The 13,876-nt window shown below is 62.4% G+C and carries 10 protein-coding genes and 1 pseudogene; 5 read left to right on the top strand and 6 right to left on the bottom strand.

From position 1 onward, the window contains the following. The 3 genes from ACK6BI_RS24505 to ACK6BI_RS24495 all read left to right on the top strand — a co-directional run. Positions 1-385 (top strand): DUF6124 family protein (locus ACK6BI_RS24505; protein WP_409319101.1); only part of this gene is annotated, 385 nt, incomplete at its 5' end. Positions 386-611: 226 nt separating this feature from the next. Next, positions 612-1,199, top strand: a complete 588-nt coding sequence (gene rimJ, locus ACK6BI_RS24500) for a ribosomal protein S5-alanine N-acetyltransferase (RefSeq protein ID WP_409319100.1) — start codon at positions 612-614, stop codon at positions 1,197-1,199. A 30-nt stretch (positions 1,200-1,229) separates the two neighbouring features. Next, entirely contained in the window at positions 1,230-2,705 is a 1,476-nt protein-coding gene (locus ACK6BI_RS24495; protein ID WP_409319099.1) for an ArnT family glycosyltransferase, read from the top strand. Between the two features lie 64 nt (positions 2,706-2,769). On the opposite strand, the gene ACK6BI_RS24490 is transcribed toward ACK6BI_RS24495, so the two are convergent. Next, entirely contained in the window at positions 2,770-3,441 is a 672-nt protein-coding gene (locus tag ACK6BI_RS24490) for a histidine phosphatase family protein (protein WP_409319098.1), read from the bottom strand. A gap of 388 nt (positions 3,442-3,829) precedes the next feature. On the opposite strand from ACK6BI_RS24490, the pseudogene ACK6BI_RS24485 reads away from it, so the two are divergent. Together ACK6BI_RS24485 and ACK6BI_RS24480 are read left to right on the top strand one after the other, a co-directional pair. After that, positions 3,830-4,708, top strand: a pseudogene (locus ACK6BI_RS24485) (methyl-accepting chemotaxis protein); the annotation flags it as partial. Between the two features lie 42 nt (positions 4,709-4,750). Then, entirely contained in the window at positions 4,751-5,614 is an 864-nt protein-coding gene (locus tag ACK6BI_RS24480) for a methyl-accepting chemotaxis protein (protein WP_371321019.1), read from the top strand. 130 nt (positions 5,615-5,744) lie between these two features. Here ACK6BI_RS24480 and ACK6BI_RS24475 read toward each other — a convergent pair whose 3' ends face one another. From ACK6BI_RS24475 to ACK6BI_RS24455, 5 genes are all read right to left on the bottom strand, one after another. Beyond that, the gene (locus ACK6BI_RS24475) at positions 5,745-7,118 is read right to left on the bottom strand and encodes a DUF1329 domain-containing protein (protein ID WP_409319097.1); all 1,374 of its coding nucleotides are present in this window, start codon (positions 7,116-7,118) and stop codon (positions 5,745-5,747) included. Positions 7,119-7,280: 162 nt separating this feature from the next. Next, a complete protein-coding gene (locus ACK6BI_RS24470; protein WP_409319096.1) occupies positions 7,281-9,239 on the bottom strand; it encodes a DUF1302 domain-containing protein in 1,959 nt (652 codons plus the stop codon). 45 nt (positions 9,240-9,284) lie between these two features. Beyond that, positions 9,285-10,571 (bottom strand): phospholipase, encoded by a 1,287-nt coding sequence (locus ACK6BI_RS24465; RefSeq protein WP_409319095.1) that lies wholly within the window; start codon positions 10,569-10,571, stop codon positions 9,285-9,287. A 116-nt stretch (positions 10,572-10,687) separates the two neighbouring features. Continuing rightward, positions 10,688-12,256 carry an FGGY-family carbohydrate kinase gene (locus ACK6BI_RS24460; protein WP_409319094.1) on the bottom strand — a complete coding sequence of 523 codons (1,569 nt, stop codon included), beginning with the start codon at positions 12,254-12,256 and terminating at the stop codon, positions 10,688-10,690. A gap of 20 nt (positions 12,257-12,276) precedes the next feature. Beyond that, positions 12,277-13,872 (bottom strand): glycerol-3-phosphate dehydrogenase/oxidase, encoded by a 1,596-nt coding sequence (locus tag ACK6BI_RS24455; protein ID WP_409319093.1) that lies wholly within the window; start codon positions 13,870-13,872, stop codon positions 12,277-12,279. Positions 13,873-13,876: the final 4 nt, after the last annotated feature.

The raw sequence follows: 13,876 nt of genomic DNA, 5'->3' as shown, positions 1-13,876 counted from the left end.
CCTCACATGGAGTCCGGTCATGAAAAAAGATACCCACGATCCATCCGAAGATTCCCTGGTTGCCGAGTCCGGGACGGTCTCGACTTCCGATCGCCCCATTTCCGTTGTCCGCAGGCGCGGTTCGCGGTTGCTTCCGGTGGATCAGATCCTGAGCGTGCGTCCCGACGTTGATCTGGTCACGCTGTTGACCCACGCCAGCCAGAACCTCGCGGCGCTGAATGTCATGGCGCATGATCTGGTCCATCGGCCGGATGAGGTGCAGCGTGCGCGGATTGTCGCGATGCATCAGTTGGCGGGGTTGGCGGAGTTGCTGGTGGGCAGCGCTCTGAGCAAGCTCGATCCATTGCAGCCGCCGACCGATTCGAAGCCGGTTCTTTGCCACTGACCCTCTTGAAAGAGCCGCAATCCGGGGATATGTGGAGGTATGGCGACATGAATTTTTCTTCACAGCCCCTTCACCATCAAACCTGTAAAGTCCGCTCGCTCATTCAAGAAACTACGGTTCGCCCGCTCTCCTGCGGGCTTTTTTTTGTCCGGCGTCTGGCAGCGCGTTTGTGTTTTCCCGCCCACCGCGCAATTCTGGTGATTCCCCTCGATCCCCGGAGCCCCCAATGCCGCTGTTGACCCTCCCCTGCCAACGCCTGACGCTCGCGGTGCTCGACCCGGATCAGGCGCCTCTGGAAAGCGATTTCTACCAACGCAACCAGCGCCATCTCGCCCCGTGGTCACCGATCCGCACCACCGACTACTTCTCCACCGAACAGATCCGCCGACGCCTTGAAGTCCAGGCCAGCGCTTTCGATGCCGGGTTGGCGGTGCATATGGCGTTGCTGACTCCTGATGGCGAGCAGATGATCGGTGCGTGCAATTTCAGCGGGATCATTCGTGGTGCGTTCCAGGCGTGTTATCTGGGTTATCACATCGATGAAGCGCATCAGGGCAAGGGATTGATGCAGGAAGCACTGGAAGCAGCCATTGCCTACATGTTCGAGACCCAGAACCTGCACCGGATCATGGCCAATTACATTCCCGGCAATGAACGCAGTGCGCGGCTGCTTGAGCGCCTGGGGTTCGAAAAAGAAGGCTACGCCAAGGCGTACCTGAACATTGCCGGGCGCTGGCAGGATCATGTGCTGACGGCGCTGGTCAATCCGGCATTCGAAGCCCCGGATCAGCGTTGGTCGCGGCGACTCGCGTGAGTTTCACAATTTGTTAAACATTGACGAAGTATGCTCTGGCCTCCCGCCCTTTCCGGTTATCTGAAACCTATGCCGTCGCGTGCCGTCACTTCATTGTTCCTGCTTGCCGCCCTGCTGTTTTTCTTTGCGCTGGGCAATCATCAACTGCAAGGTTCCACCGAGGCCCGGGTCGCCGGTATCGCCATGGAGATGCACCTGGACGATGACTGGGTGACGCCCCGGCTGTTCGGCGAACCGTTTCTGGAGAAGCCGCCCCTGAGTCTGTGGCTGGATGCCGGCGCCATGCGCGTGTTCGGTGTTTCGCCGTGGGCGGTGCGGCTGGCGTCGGCGGTGGCCGGTCTGCTCAGTGTGATGGTGCTGTTCGGCATGCTGCGGCGCTTCGGACGACCGAAAGCGATCGCGTGGACGGCGGGCATTCTGTTGGCGACCATGGCCAGTTACTGGAGCAACGTGCGCGGGGTTGGCGAGGATGCGTTGCTCGCGCTGGGCGTGACCACGGCATTGCTGGCGTTTTTCCAGGCGCAGCGGCACTCGACGCCGGGGAATTCGCTGCTGTTTATCGTCGGAATTGCCATCGCCACCCTGAGCAAAGGCGTGCTCGGTCTGGCGATGCCGGGCGTGGTGATTTTCGCTTACCTGCTGGCCGACAACCTGATGGACAAGCGCTTCAAACTGACGGACTGGCTACGGCCGGGATTGCTGACGGTGGTCGGGTTGATTCCGCTGCTGATCTGGCTTGTGGTGCTCTATCAACGGGGCGGCAGCCAGGCTGTCAGCGAAGTCTTACTGACCAACAGTGTCGGGCGTTTCAGCGGATCGTTCGTCGAAGCCGGGCACTACGAGCCGTTCTACTATTACATCGCCAAGCTGCCGGAAGCGTTCCTGCCCTGGAACATTCTGGTGTACCTGGGGCTGTGGCACTTCCGCAAACAACTGAAGGCCAATCGTTACCTGCTGTTTTTCAGCCTGTGGATCGTGGCGCAGTTCATCATGCTGACCCTGGCATCGAGCAAGCGCACGGTGTACCTGATGTCGATGACGCCCGCAGCGGCGGTGATCGCGGCGGAATATGCGGGTGTGCTGTTCGAGAGATTGAAGGGCCGTAACAGCGGGTTTCTCGGATGGATCGCCCGTCATCGTCAGGCCTTGGCGGCCGGCATCCTGACGGTGGTGATCGCCAGTTACCTTGGCGCCGCGCAATGGGCGTTGCCGAAAGCGGACAAGGAATTATCGTTCCTGCCGCTGACCGAACACATCCAGAACCTGCAAGCCGGCGGCCATCAGGTCGCGCTGTTCCAGGCCAACGAACGGGTCGGCGGTGCCAGCGTGTTCTATACCCAGAGCGTGCTCAAGGGCCTGGATACCGATGCGCAACTGAAGGATTTTCTCGGTGCATCCTCTTCGAACATCGCCGTGATGTCGGGGGACAGCGAGCCCGCCGCCCCGTTGAAAGTGCTCAAGACCATGATGGTCGGGCGGCAGGCTTACTACTTCGTCAGTTATTGATGTTGTGACGCACAAACGAAAAAACCGCCTTCACCGGCGGTTTTTTCGTTTGAGTGACGATCACTTATCGGCTGGACAGCGTGCGCCAGTCGGAGGCTTCGATGAAGCCGAGCATTTTCGGCGCCGCCGGATTGGCAGCGGAAACGAACAGCGAGGAGCCATAACCGGGGGTCGTGGCCGACACCTTGAGGTCTTTTTCCAGTTGCGCCATGCATTCGCTGTGGGTGACCAGAATCAGGTTGCGCCCCGGCACCTTGTGCGCAAGCGCATCCTGCAACATGCGGCCCTTGCAGCTGATCAGCCAGTCTTCGCCGGTCGTCGCGTGGTTGAACATGTAGCCGGCGGTCTGAACGGTGCGGGTCATCGGGCTGTTGTAGATGTCGGCATGGTTCAGGCCCAGGTGCTCGAACTGTGCACCGACGGCGACCGCGACGCTGCGCGAACGGTCGGTGATGCCGTCATTGCCGCTCAGGCATGGCGCCGGAGAGTGATCGCAGCGCTCGACATGCCGCACCAGCACGATCATGTCGCCCTTGGCCCAACCGGCGGCCAGCGCCTGCGCTCCGGCCACGTTGCCGTGGGCCAGATCAGGCACCGCCTTGGGCGCCAGCAGCCACAGGGTCAGCGGCACCACCAGCGCCGATGCCGCCAGAACGACCCCGAGGTTGCGAAAACGGGCCAGGCCACTCAGGTCGATCGAGCGTTTGACGCCGAACAGACTCAGTCTCAATTCCACAAAAATCCGCCTTGCCAGTCCGCGGCACTGTCATTTGATCCGGCGAAGGTACAGAGGCCGCCGTGGGCAGCCGGTGAAACCCATGTGAAAAAAGTCTTGAGACTCTTGTTACAAATTCCGCCGGACAAAATCCTTTCAGCTCTCGGATTTGCGGCCGATACAGTCCAGCTAACACCCTTGCTGGCTCAAAAAAACAACAATCTTCCAGCCTGACCGACGATCAAGACGCACAACGTTTTCTGGAGGAATTGTGATGAATAGCTGGTTCGGCAATATCAGCGTGAACCTCAAACTGGGGCTGGGTTTCGGTCTCGTCCTGGCCCTGACCTGCATTCTGGCCCTGACCGGCTGGACCAGCCTCGGCGGCCTGATTGACCGCAGCAACTGGATGAGCGACATCACCCAGCTGAACGCCGGCCTGACCAAGCTGCGCGTGGTGCGCCTGCAATACATGCTGACCAATGGCGATGAAACCGCCGCGCAGAACGTGCAGACCACCCTCGACGGTTTCGCCGCGCAACAGCAGGCGCTGCTGGGCAAGTTCAAGAGCCCGGAAAACGTCAAGCTGCTCAAGGAGCAGGCCGCGACCATCGCCGAGTACCAGACCTCCCTGAACAAGATGCGCAACGCCTACCGCACCGGCAACACGGCGCGCGATACCATGGCCGCCAATGCCGAGACCGCTTACAACTTGATCGAATCGATCAGCAACCGCGTGCGGCAGATGGCGATGAGCGAGGAGCGCTTCGAGCAATTCCAGGCCATCACCGAAGCCAAGGAAGCGTTCATCCTGGCCCGCTACGAAGTGCGCGGCTACACCGCCACCACCAATGCCGATACCGAGCAGAAAGCCGTCGGCCAACTGGATGTGGCCATCGCCAGCCTGAAACAGTTGAGCGTGCATTTCTCCAGCACCCAGCAAGACACCCTGCGTCAGCTGGAAACCGCGCTGACCAACTACCGCAGTGCCTTGCAGGCGTTCAAGAACGCCAACAGCGAAGCCGTGCAGGCCCGCAAGGAAATGACCGATCAGGGCGCCAACATCGTGACCCTGAGCGAGCAGATGTATCAGATCCAGCTCGATCGTCGTGACATGGAAAGCGCCCAGGCCCGCACCCTGCAACTGATCAGCACGCTGCTGGCGTTGCTGGTGGGCGTTATCGCGGCGTTCATCATCACCCGCCAGATCACCCGTCCGCTGCAGGAAACCATGGCCGTGGTGGAACGCATCGCCAGCGGCGACCTGAGCCAGAACGTGGTCGTTACCCGCCGCGACGAACTCGGCGTGCTGCAACAAGGCATTGCGCGCATGGGCGTGACCCTGCGTGACCTGATCAGCGGCATCCGCGATGGCGTGACCCAGATCGCCAGCGCCGCCGAAGAGCTGTCGGCCGTGACCGAACAGACCAGCGCCGGCGTGAACAGCCAGAAGGTCGAGACCGATCAGGTGGCCACCGCCATGCACGAAATGACCGCCACCGTACAGGAAGTCGCGCGCAACGCCGAAGAAGCCTCGCAAGCCGCAGCTGCCGCTGACGGTGAAGCCCGCGAAGGCGACAAAGTGGTGAACGAAGCCATCGCCCAGATCGAGCGTCTGGCCAGCGAAGTGGTGCGTTCCACCGAAGCCATGAGCGTGCTGCAACAGGAAAGCGACAAGATCGGCAGCGTCATGGACGTGATCAAGGCCGTGGCCGAACAGACCAACCTGCTGGCCCTCAACGCCGCCATCGAAGCCGCCCGTGCCGGTGAAGCCGGTCGCGGTTTTGCCGTGGTCGCCGACGAAGTCCGTGGCCTGGCCCAGCGCACGCAGAAATCCACCGAGGAAATCGAAGGCCTGGTGGCCGGTCTGCAGAACGGCACGCAGCAGGTATCCGCCGTGATGAACAACAGCCGCGCCCTGACCGACAGCAGCGTGGCCCTGACCCGCAAGGCCGGCGACTCCCTGGAAAACATCACCCGCACGGTGTCGAACATCCAGTCGATGAACCAGCAGATCGCCGCGGCCGCCGAACAGCAAAGCGCCGTGGCCGAAGAAATCAGCCGCAGCATCATCAACGTCCGCGACGTGTCGGAACAGACCGCTGCGGCGAGTGATGAAACGGCCAAGTCCAGCGTTGAACTGGCGCGGTTGGGTGGGCAGTTGCAGCAGATGGTGAGTCATTTCCGCGTCTGACCTACAACCAGCGCTGAAGCGAAATCCAATCGCGGGCAAGCCCGCTCCCACAAGATTCTGAGGCGTACACAGAGACTGTGTTCGACTCTTTACCTGTGGAGCGGGCTTGCCCGCGATTGCATCAGACCACTTAACGCGTCCCCCGCTGCCGCAACGCCGACGGCATGAAATACGCGTCCTCCGGCATCGGTTGCGAGAAGTCGACGGTGGAAGCCTCTTCGTTATCCAGGTTCTGCACGTAGTACCGACGGGCCTGCAAGTCGTGGAAGACGTCCAGTGCGCTCCAGGTGGTGGGCAGGTCGTAGAAGTTTTTCAGGTAGGCCATCGACACGCGCCACAACTCCCCTCGCCCGTCGTACTGGTCCACCAGCGCGGCGCCCCAGCTGTCTTCATCCAGAAACAGCACTCGCTTGGAATAGACATGCCGCGCACCCGGCTTGAGCGTGCCCTCCACCACCCAGACCCGGTGCAGTTCGTAGCGGGTGTATTGCGGGTTGAGGTGGCCGGGGGTGAGCAATTGGGCGTATTTCACCTCGGGGCTGCCGACCTTGTAGTTGTTGTAGGGAATGTAGATTTCCTGCTTGCCCTTGAGCTTCCAGTCAAAACGATCCGGGGAGCCGTTGAACAGGTCGGTGTCGTCTGCGGTGCGCAGACCATCGGATGAGGCGATCGGCGTGTCGTAGGCGAGGTTCGGTGCACGGCGCACGCGGCGTTGGCCGGCGTCGTAGATCCAGGCCTGACGGGGTTCCTTGAGCTGGTCCAGCGTCTCATGAACCAGCGCGGCACCACCGGCGAGACGCGCCGGGCTTTTCACGAAGGCGAGGTAGTAGAACAGGATGTTTTTCAGGTCGGCGAACTGGCCGCCCGGGCGGTAGTAGTTGAAGAAGCCCTCCTGCTGCGAGGTCACCAGCGCGAAGCTGCCGTTGCGTTGTACCGGCGCTTCGGAAGCGCGACGGACGACGTAGATGCCGCGATAGCGGGTGATGTGGTTCCACAACACTTCGACACCATCCTTGGGCACCGGGAACGGCACGCCGCCATAGGCATCGGCGAACCCGCTGCCGCCCTCCAGCAGTTTGGCCGAGGTCGCGTTTTTCAGGGTGTTGTCATACAGCCATTGCGGCGCCGAACCGGATCGACGCGAGGGATAAACCGGCATCTGGAAGGTGTCGGGGTAGCTGTTGAACAGGGCTATCTGGCCCGGTGTGAGATGCGCCTTGTACTGGTCGAGATTGGCCTTGGTGATGATGAACAGCGGTTTGTCCGCCGCGTAGGGATCGGGGTGATGCTGGCCGGGTTTGTAGCCCGCCGGGGCCTGGGTGATGCCGCCGGTCCAGGCCGGGATGGTGCCGGTCGCGTTGCCGGCGCGCTCGGCACCCATGGGGGTCAGCGAGGTTTTCAGTTGTTCGGCCTGCTGGGGCGAGATGGCGGCCAGCGCACTGCCGGTGGCCAGGCCGAGGACGAGCGCCAGCGAGATCTTGGTCAGTCTTGAAGTGTGAAACATGATCTTCTCCGAAGTACAAAAAACTGTGGGAGCGAGCTTGCTCCGGGCGGCGTTCCGACGAAACGGTTTGTCAGGCGACATCTGTGTCGAATATGCCGGCCTCTTCGCGAGCAAGCTCGCTCCCACAGGGGGATGAGCTGCCGCAAAAATTGTGTTTGGTACTCACAAGAAATACTTGAGGTTGAACCCGACGTTGTCGCGGTCGCGGATGCCGTTGTTCTGCCCGCCGCCCCAGAACTCGGTGTATTGCAGTTCGGCTTCGAGCTTGTTCTGGTAGTTGGCCTTGACCCCCAGCGTGTAGGCCTTGCGCCCGTCGATGGCGTTGCCGGCCTGGTAGCTATTGCCCTTGAAATCGTCCTTGTAGACGACGTAAGGCGAGACGTTGACCCCGGCGTACACATCGTTCCAGGTACCGTTGAACATCACCGTGTAGCTGTAGGAATTGCGGTTGACCTGATCGTCACGATCACCGCCGGACACGTACGACGTGTTGCCGGTGCCGGCGTAGTAGCGGGTGCTGCCGTCGTAGGCGGTGTATTGCAGGCTGCTGCCGCGCAGGTGCTCGGACGCCAGTTCGAAGATGCCGAACATCGAGTCGAACGACAGCGTCGGACCGAAGTTGTAAATGCTGCCCAGCGAGGTGTTGAACGCTTCCACTCGCTCGGCGTTGTTGATCTGGCTGTCGAGGGTGACCATTTGCCCGCCGACGTTGATGGCCTTGCCGGACACCGCCGCCGCAGCACCGTTGGCCAGGTCGCCGATCAAGTCGTTGGTGGCGGCGATGCCGATGGGCAGGTTCGGCCGATAGGCCAGCTCACCGAACACCGAGGCATTGCCCAGGGTGGTGTTGAAACTGAAGCCGTACATGCGGATGTCTTCGGCATAGCGCCGATGGGCCTGGATGTTGCCCATCACATCGGCGGTCGCCAGCCCGTTGGCAAGAGCCCCGGCCTGACTGCCGGCGACGCTGGAGAGCATGGTGGTCAGGGCATTCATGTCGATGCCCTTGTAACCGCCGAGGTCGGCAGCGATGGTCGGCTCCTTGGCGTGGTAGTTGACCATGTACAGGCCGAACTCGGTGCTGTTGAGTTCTTCGGCGATGTAGCGAAAGGCAAAGCCGAACTGGCCGTCGTTGCGCGCGTTGTAGTCCTTGCCGATGGTCGCCACCTTGAGGGTATTGCCGTAGGCCGGGGTCACACCGTTGGCGTAGAGGCCGGTGGATTTCAGCGCCGGGCCGAGCAACGGGTTGTTGCCCAATGCGCTGTACAGCCCGATGACATTGCCGAAGCCCGGCACCGGCGTGTCGAGGGCAGTGCCGCTGAAGTTGTTGTAAGCGGTGTTGCCGCCGTCGGCGAACAGGTCGGTCTGCGAGTAGAAGGTGCCGACCGGGTCGATGCGGGTTTCTTTCCAGTTGGTCTGGTAGAAGCTTTCCATGGTCAGGCTGTCGGTCAGGCCGATGTTGAAGCTGACCGCCTCCACCGGCATCAGCACTTCCTTGACCTCGGCGCCGGGCAAACGGTACTTGGCGGCGTCCACCGGGTTGGTGGTGTTGATCCCGCCACGATAGAAAATCCCCTCGCCCCAGTTGAACACCTGACGCCCGACCCGTGCCGTGACCGGCATCTGTGCAACGTCCCAGCTGCCATGGACGTAGGTGTCGAGCATCTCGATCCGGCTGCCGGCGATGTCGCGGGTCTGACGGGTGAAACGGTCATCCTGGGGATAACTCTGGCTCGGCTGCGACGGGCTGTTGTTGTGGTAGTAGTCGTTGCGCTTGTCCATCAACTGGGTGTCGTAGAACGCGGTGCCGCGCAGGAACATCCCGTAGTTCTGGTAGTTGGCCTCCAGCTCCGAGGTGATCTTGTACACCTCGGAAACCAGCCCGGTGTCGAAGTTGCGATTGCCGTCGTTGGTGTTGACGTCATCGTTGTGCTTGTCCCGGCCCTGCACCCGCCACAGGCGGCCATAGGACAAGGTCGTGTCGAGCGAGCCGGTGACCTGGTTGTCCAGCACGCTGAACTCGGCGGCCTGCACCGCGTCGACTGCGCAGAGTTGCAGCAGCCCTGCCAAACCGACACCGGGGAGCGCTACGCCAGACAGGCGCAATCGAGTGTTGATCATCTGTTCCTCCTTCCCTGTTCTTATTGTTGTGTGTTGCCGCGATGCTCAGGGCGCCAGTCCCGCGCTGACATAGATCCGGCTGTGGGCGCCGAAATGGCCGAGTAATGTGAGCAATTGTCTATTGAGTTCCGGGTGCTCGAAGGTCTCGCGCTGCAACTGATTGCCCGCGCTGAAATCACTGGTCACCGGCGCCGTCTCCAGCCACTGGCCGATGGCTTCGTCGAAGGCGGCGGACTCGTCGACGGACTCGGCACTCACCACCTCGCGCAGGTAGTCCACGGAGTACGACGGGTAATGCGCGTCCGTGGCGGCATCGGCGTAAGCGTCGAGCATCGGATGCGGCTGACCGGCACGCAGCACACGACGCAGCCAGGTGGACTGGTATTTCTCGACTTCCGTGTGGCGGGTCGCGACCCGTTCGATGGATGCCTGTTTGTCCTGCGCAAAACCGGCCAGCGCCTTGCCCTCCAGCAGCAGAAGGCTCGGCAGCTCGACACCGGGCAACGGCTTGGCGTGATACGGCTGGGTCAGGTCCTGAACGTGGTGTAGGCCCCAGCCGAGAAAGCGATAACCCCAGTAGGAATGGCCAGTGGCAAACGCCAGCCGCGCCAGCCCCATGTATTGATACGCACGCCAGTCCGGCCAGCTGCGTTCGAGAAATCCGGCGGCCGCGTACACCACCGGGCTCTCATGGAAGAAACCCATGTGGAACGGCGCCTGGGAGCTGTACTGAAAGCGCGCATCGCCAAACGGCTGCGGGCCGAAACCGTACAACGCGGCGACTTCGCCGGGGTTGTCGCTGAACAGGTTGATGTCATGGCCGTAGTCCGGCTCATCGGCGGCGCTCGCCAGCACGGCCAGGGGCGCGACTTCTTCGTGATCGACCACGCGAATGAAACGCTGGCGATTCCACGGCGAAAGCGTCTGTTCGACCATCACCTGATCGGCCTGCAGATGCTCGCGCTCGGGCAGGTCCTTGCCCGGCAATGGCTGAATGACCATCGCCAGATGAATCAGCGGATTGATCCGCAGCGCGGTGAGGAAATCGTGGCGCAGATTGTCGCTCGGCACCGCTGGCAATTTCAGGTTGTCGGAGCGCGGCGGGTACTGCTTGAAGTGTTCACGGGCGAAGCGCTCCTGCTCATCGAGCAACGCGACGATGGCCGGATATTGCCCGGAGAGAAACTGCTCCAGCGGTTCGACCTCGACGGATGGCGCATCGCGCAACACCGGCAGCGCCTGCAACGCCAGGTAGCTGCCCACCGTATGGTTCGACCAGCCCCACGCCGTCGGGGCCATTGCGCAAAGCAGCAGGAGGGGGATCAGCTTCATTGCTTGTGGTTCTTGTCAGGTGTGCCGTGGGGATCGAGCCTAACAATCGACCCCGTCCCTGACACTGTCCGATCTCACCAGAAAAGTTCTCCGATAGCGCCACACGGTATGTTCTTTCAGGCCGGGTAACCGGTGATCTTGCGGATGCTCCGGTACAACGGCTTGAGCTGCCGGTACATGCGCAGATACACGTCCCTGTACAGTCGTTCATAGATCTTTTGCGCCTCGGGCTGCGGTATGAAAACCGCGCCGACCCGGGTCATCGCCGCCATTGCCGTGGGGAAATCCGCGTGCAGCCCGAGCCCCACCGCACAGCAGATCGCCGCGCCCAGACCCGACGCTTCATAGACATGCGGACGCTCCGCCGGCAGGCCGAAGATGTTCGCCGTCAGTTGCATCGCCGCATCACTTTGCGAGCCACCGCCGGCCACCCGCAAACGGGTGACGGAGATCTTCGAACGCTTCTCGATTTTCTCCATGCCTTGGCGCAAGGCATAGGCCAGACCTTCGAGAATCGCCCGGTAAATGTGCGCACGGGTGTGCACGTCGCCGAAGCCGATCATTGCGCCTTTGGCTTCCACGCCCGGCTCGCGAATGCCCGGTGACCAGTACGGTTGCAGCATCAACCCCATGGAGCCCGGCGGCACCGCATCGACCAAGGCATCGAACAGTTGTTCAGGCTCGATGCCCTGCTCTCTGGCCTGCTGCATTTCCCGCAGGCCGAACTCGTTCTTGAACCAGCTGACCATCCAGTAACCGCGATAAATCATCACCTCGCAGTTGTACTGATCCGGCACAGCCGACGGGTACGGTGGAATCAGCGGGACGATCTCCAGATAGCGCGAACGGGTGCTGGTGATCGTCGCGGTGGTGCCGTAGGACAGACACACCGTGCCCGAGTCGACGACGCCGGAACCGAGTACCTCACAGGCCTTGTCGGCACCCGCCGCGATCAGCGGAATCCCCTCGGGAATGCCGGTGTGGCGGCTTGCTTCGGCGCTGATGTGTCCGAGGGTTTCACCGGGTTTGTGCAAGGTCGGCAGTTGCTCCGGACGCACCGCCAGCGCCTGCCATTTCCAGTCACGGGGTGCGGCCCAGCGCAGGCGCTTGAAGTCGAACGGCAGGTAGCCGACGCAGCAGCCCACGGAGTCAACGAAGCGCCCACAGAGGCGATGCGTGAGAAACCCCGAAAGCAGCAGAAACTTGTCGGTCGCCGCCCACACTTCGGGTTGATGGCGGGCGATCCAGTTGGCCTCGGCCTGGGCGCGAAAGTAATCCACCGTGGCCTGCGCGCCGGCCAGTTTGAACAGCCAGCCCCACGGCCCCTTGATCCCGCCTTCGACTTCGCTCTGACGCTGATCGAGCCAGAGAATCGCCGGACGCAGCGGCTTGCCCTGAGCATCGACGTTGATCACCGTACCGCGCTGCGTCGTGAGAGACACCCCGGCGATCTGCGAACGATCGATACCGGTCTGCACCCACACCTGCTGGCAGGCCTCGCCCAGTTTCGCCCAGTAGTATTCCGGATCCTGTTCGGCCCAGCCCGGTTGCGTCGAGTAATAGGCCTGCAACTCGACCTTGCCCTTGCCGAGCAGATTGCCCTGCAAATCGAAGAGCAGCGCGCGCACGCTCTGGGTGCCATTGTCGATGGCCAGCAGGTAACGCTTGTTCGGGTGGTTGTCCATGGAGCTCTCTTCGAGGGGCATCACTGCGCGATTTCCGGCAGGCCGTGATGGCGTTGCCATAAGGCCTGGTAGCGTTGCTGTTCCTGTTGCCAGTGTTCGTCGTTCCAGCCCAGTCGTGACTGGCAGAGTTGGCGAATGGCCGGGAAACAGTCTGCGCCGCCACGGGGCAGCAGCAGGCCCAGACGGGTTCGACGCAGCAGCAGGTCATCCAAGTGCAGGACCATTTCTGCTTCGCAGGCGAAGGCCAGTTCGGCCCACAAGGCGTCGGTGGCGCCGACAGTCTCGTGGCCCAGTTCGGCGACCCGTTGCGCCAGCCTCGGCAAGTCTCGGCCATGGCGCCCGGCCAGCCGTCGCCACTGACCGGGGCCGAGTCCGGGAATCGCCAGTGGCGGCACGGCGGCAAATACCGGCGCGGCATTATCTTCAAAAGAACGGCCGAGCATGTCGGCGCAGGCCTTGAGCACTTCGATGGCTTGCGGACGGAACGTCGTGAGTTTGCCGCCGGCCAACGTCACGCAACCCGGTTCCTGCCACAGCACATGTTCACGGGTTTCGTTCGACGGTTTGTCTTGGTGCTCACCCGCCGCACTGCCCACCACCGGGCGCACGCCGGACCAGGTTGAAAGCACGTCGGCGGCTGTCACTTCAGCACCGGGAAACGACTGTTGGCAGGCGGCCAGCAGATAGTCGAGTTCTTCGGCGCTGATGCTCGCGCTCTGGTCCAGATTCTCGCGGTGATCGAGGTCCGTGGTGCCGATCACCGTGGCGCCTTCCCACGGAAACACGAACACCGGCCTCCGGTCCCGCTCATGCAGAAAGGTGAACGCCTGCGCCACCGGCAAGCGCCAGCCCGGCAGCAGCAAATGACTGCCGCGCAAGGGTCGCAACTGACGCGGCGCCTCGGGCGGACGCAAGCGCTCGGCCCAGGCCCCGGTGGCCACCGCCAGCACACCACATCGCAATTGCAGCGATGCGCCGGCCTCGCAATCCTCGACCTGAACCCCGCACACCCGCCCGTTTTCCCGCAGCAGATGTTCGACGCGCATGCCGTTGAGCGCCACCGCGCCATCGGCCCGTGCTTCGCTCAACACACGCATCACCAGCCGTGCGTCATCGGTCAGCGCATCGACAAAACAGGTGCCGCCCAGCAAGTCATGCTCTTTGACGCCCGGCGCGAGAAAACGCAGTTGCTGCGCGTCATGAAAACAATGGGCGCGACGCCCGGCCAACGCGTCATAGACCGACAACAAACCACCCAGCACACGCGGCCCGGGAAAGCCGCCGCGATAATGCGGCATCATGAAACTCATCGGTTCCACCAGCCCCGGCGCTTCGTCGAGCAGGCGTTGGCGCTCGCGCACCGAATCCCGGGTCAGGCGCCACTGGCCCTTGGCGATATAACGCAAACCGCCATGGACCATTTTCGAGGATCGGCTGGACGTGCCCCAGGCGAAATCCCGCTGCTCCAGCAGCAGGCAACGCCAGCCACGCCGTGCGGCTTCGCGCAGGATGCCGGCGCCGCTGATGCCGCCACCGATCACGATCAAATCCCAGTTCTCACCCGCCAGCGTCGGCAGGACTTGCCGGCGCCATTCGGCGTTCCAGTCCGCGCTCATGGCG

The organism is Pseudomonas sp. KCJK9016, from assembly GCF_046231795.1.
GTDB lineage: Bacteria > Pseudomonadota > Gammaproteobacteria > Pseudomonadales > Pseudomonadaceae > Aquipseudomonas > Aquipseudomonas bananamidigenes.
The sequence above is the reverse complement of the archived record's forward strand: the minus strand, read 5'-3'. Positions and strand labels throughout refer to the sequence as shown.

Bases quoted from the DNA above. Each gene is read 5' to 3' on its own strand.
- rimJ (WP_409319100.1), top strand. From the start codon at position 612: ATGCCGCTGTTGACCCTCCCCTGCCAACGCCTGACGCTCGCGGTGCTC.
- ACK6BI_RS24495 (WP_409319099.1), top strand. From the start codon at position 1,230: ATGCTCTGGCCTCCCGCCCTTTCCGGTTATCTGAAACCTATGCCGTCG.
- ACK6BI_RS24480 (WP_371321019.1), top strand. From the start codon at position 4,751: ATGGGCGTGACCCTGCGTGACCTGATCAGCGGCATCCGCGATGGCGTG.
- ACK6BI_RS24475 (WP_409319097.1), bottom strand. From the start codon at position 7,118: ATGTTTCACACTTCAAGACTGACCAAGATCTCGCTGGCGCTCGTCCTC.
- ACK6BI_RS24470 (WP_409319096.1), bottom strand. From the start codon at position 9,239: ATGATCAACACTCGATTGCGCCTGTCTGGCGTAGCGCTCCCCGGTGTC.
- ACK6BI_RS24465 (WP_409319095.1), bottom strand. From the start codon at position 10,571: ATGAAGCTGATCCCCCTCCTGCTGCTTTGCGCAATGGCCCCGACGGCG.
- ACK6BI_RS24460 (WP_409319094.1), bottom strand. From the start codon at position 12,256: ATGGACAACCACCCGAACAAGCGTTACCTGCTGGCCATCGACAATGGC.
- ACK6BI_RS24455 (WP_409319093.1), bottom strand. From the start codon at position 13,872: ATGAGCGCGGACTGGAACGCCGAATGGCGCCGGCAAGTCCTGCCGACG.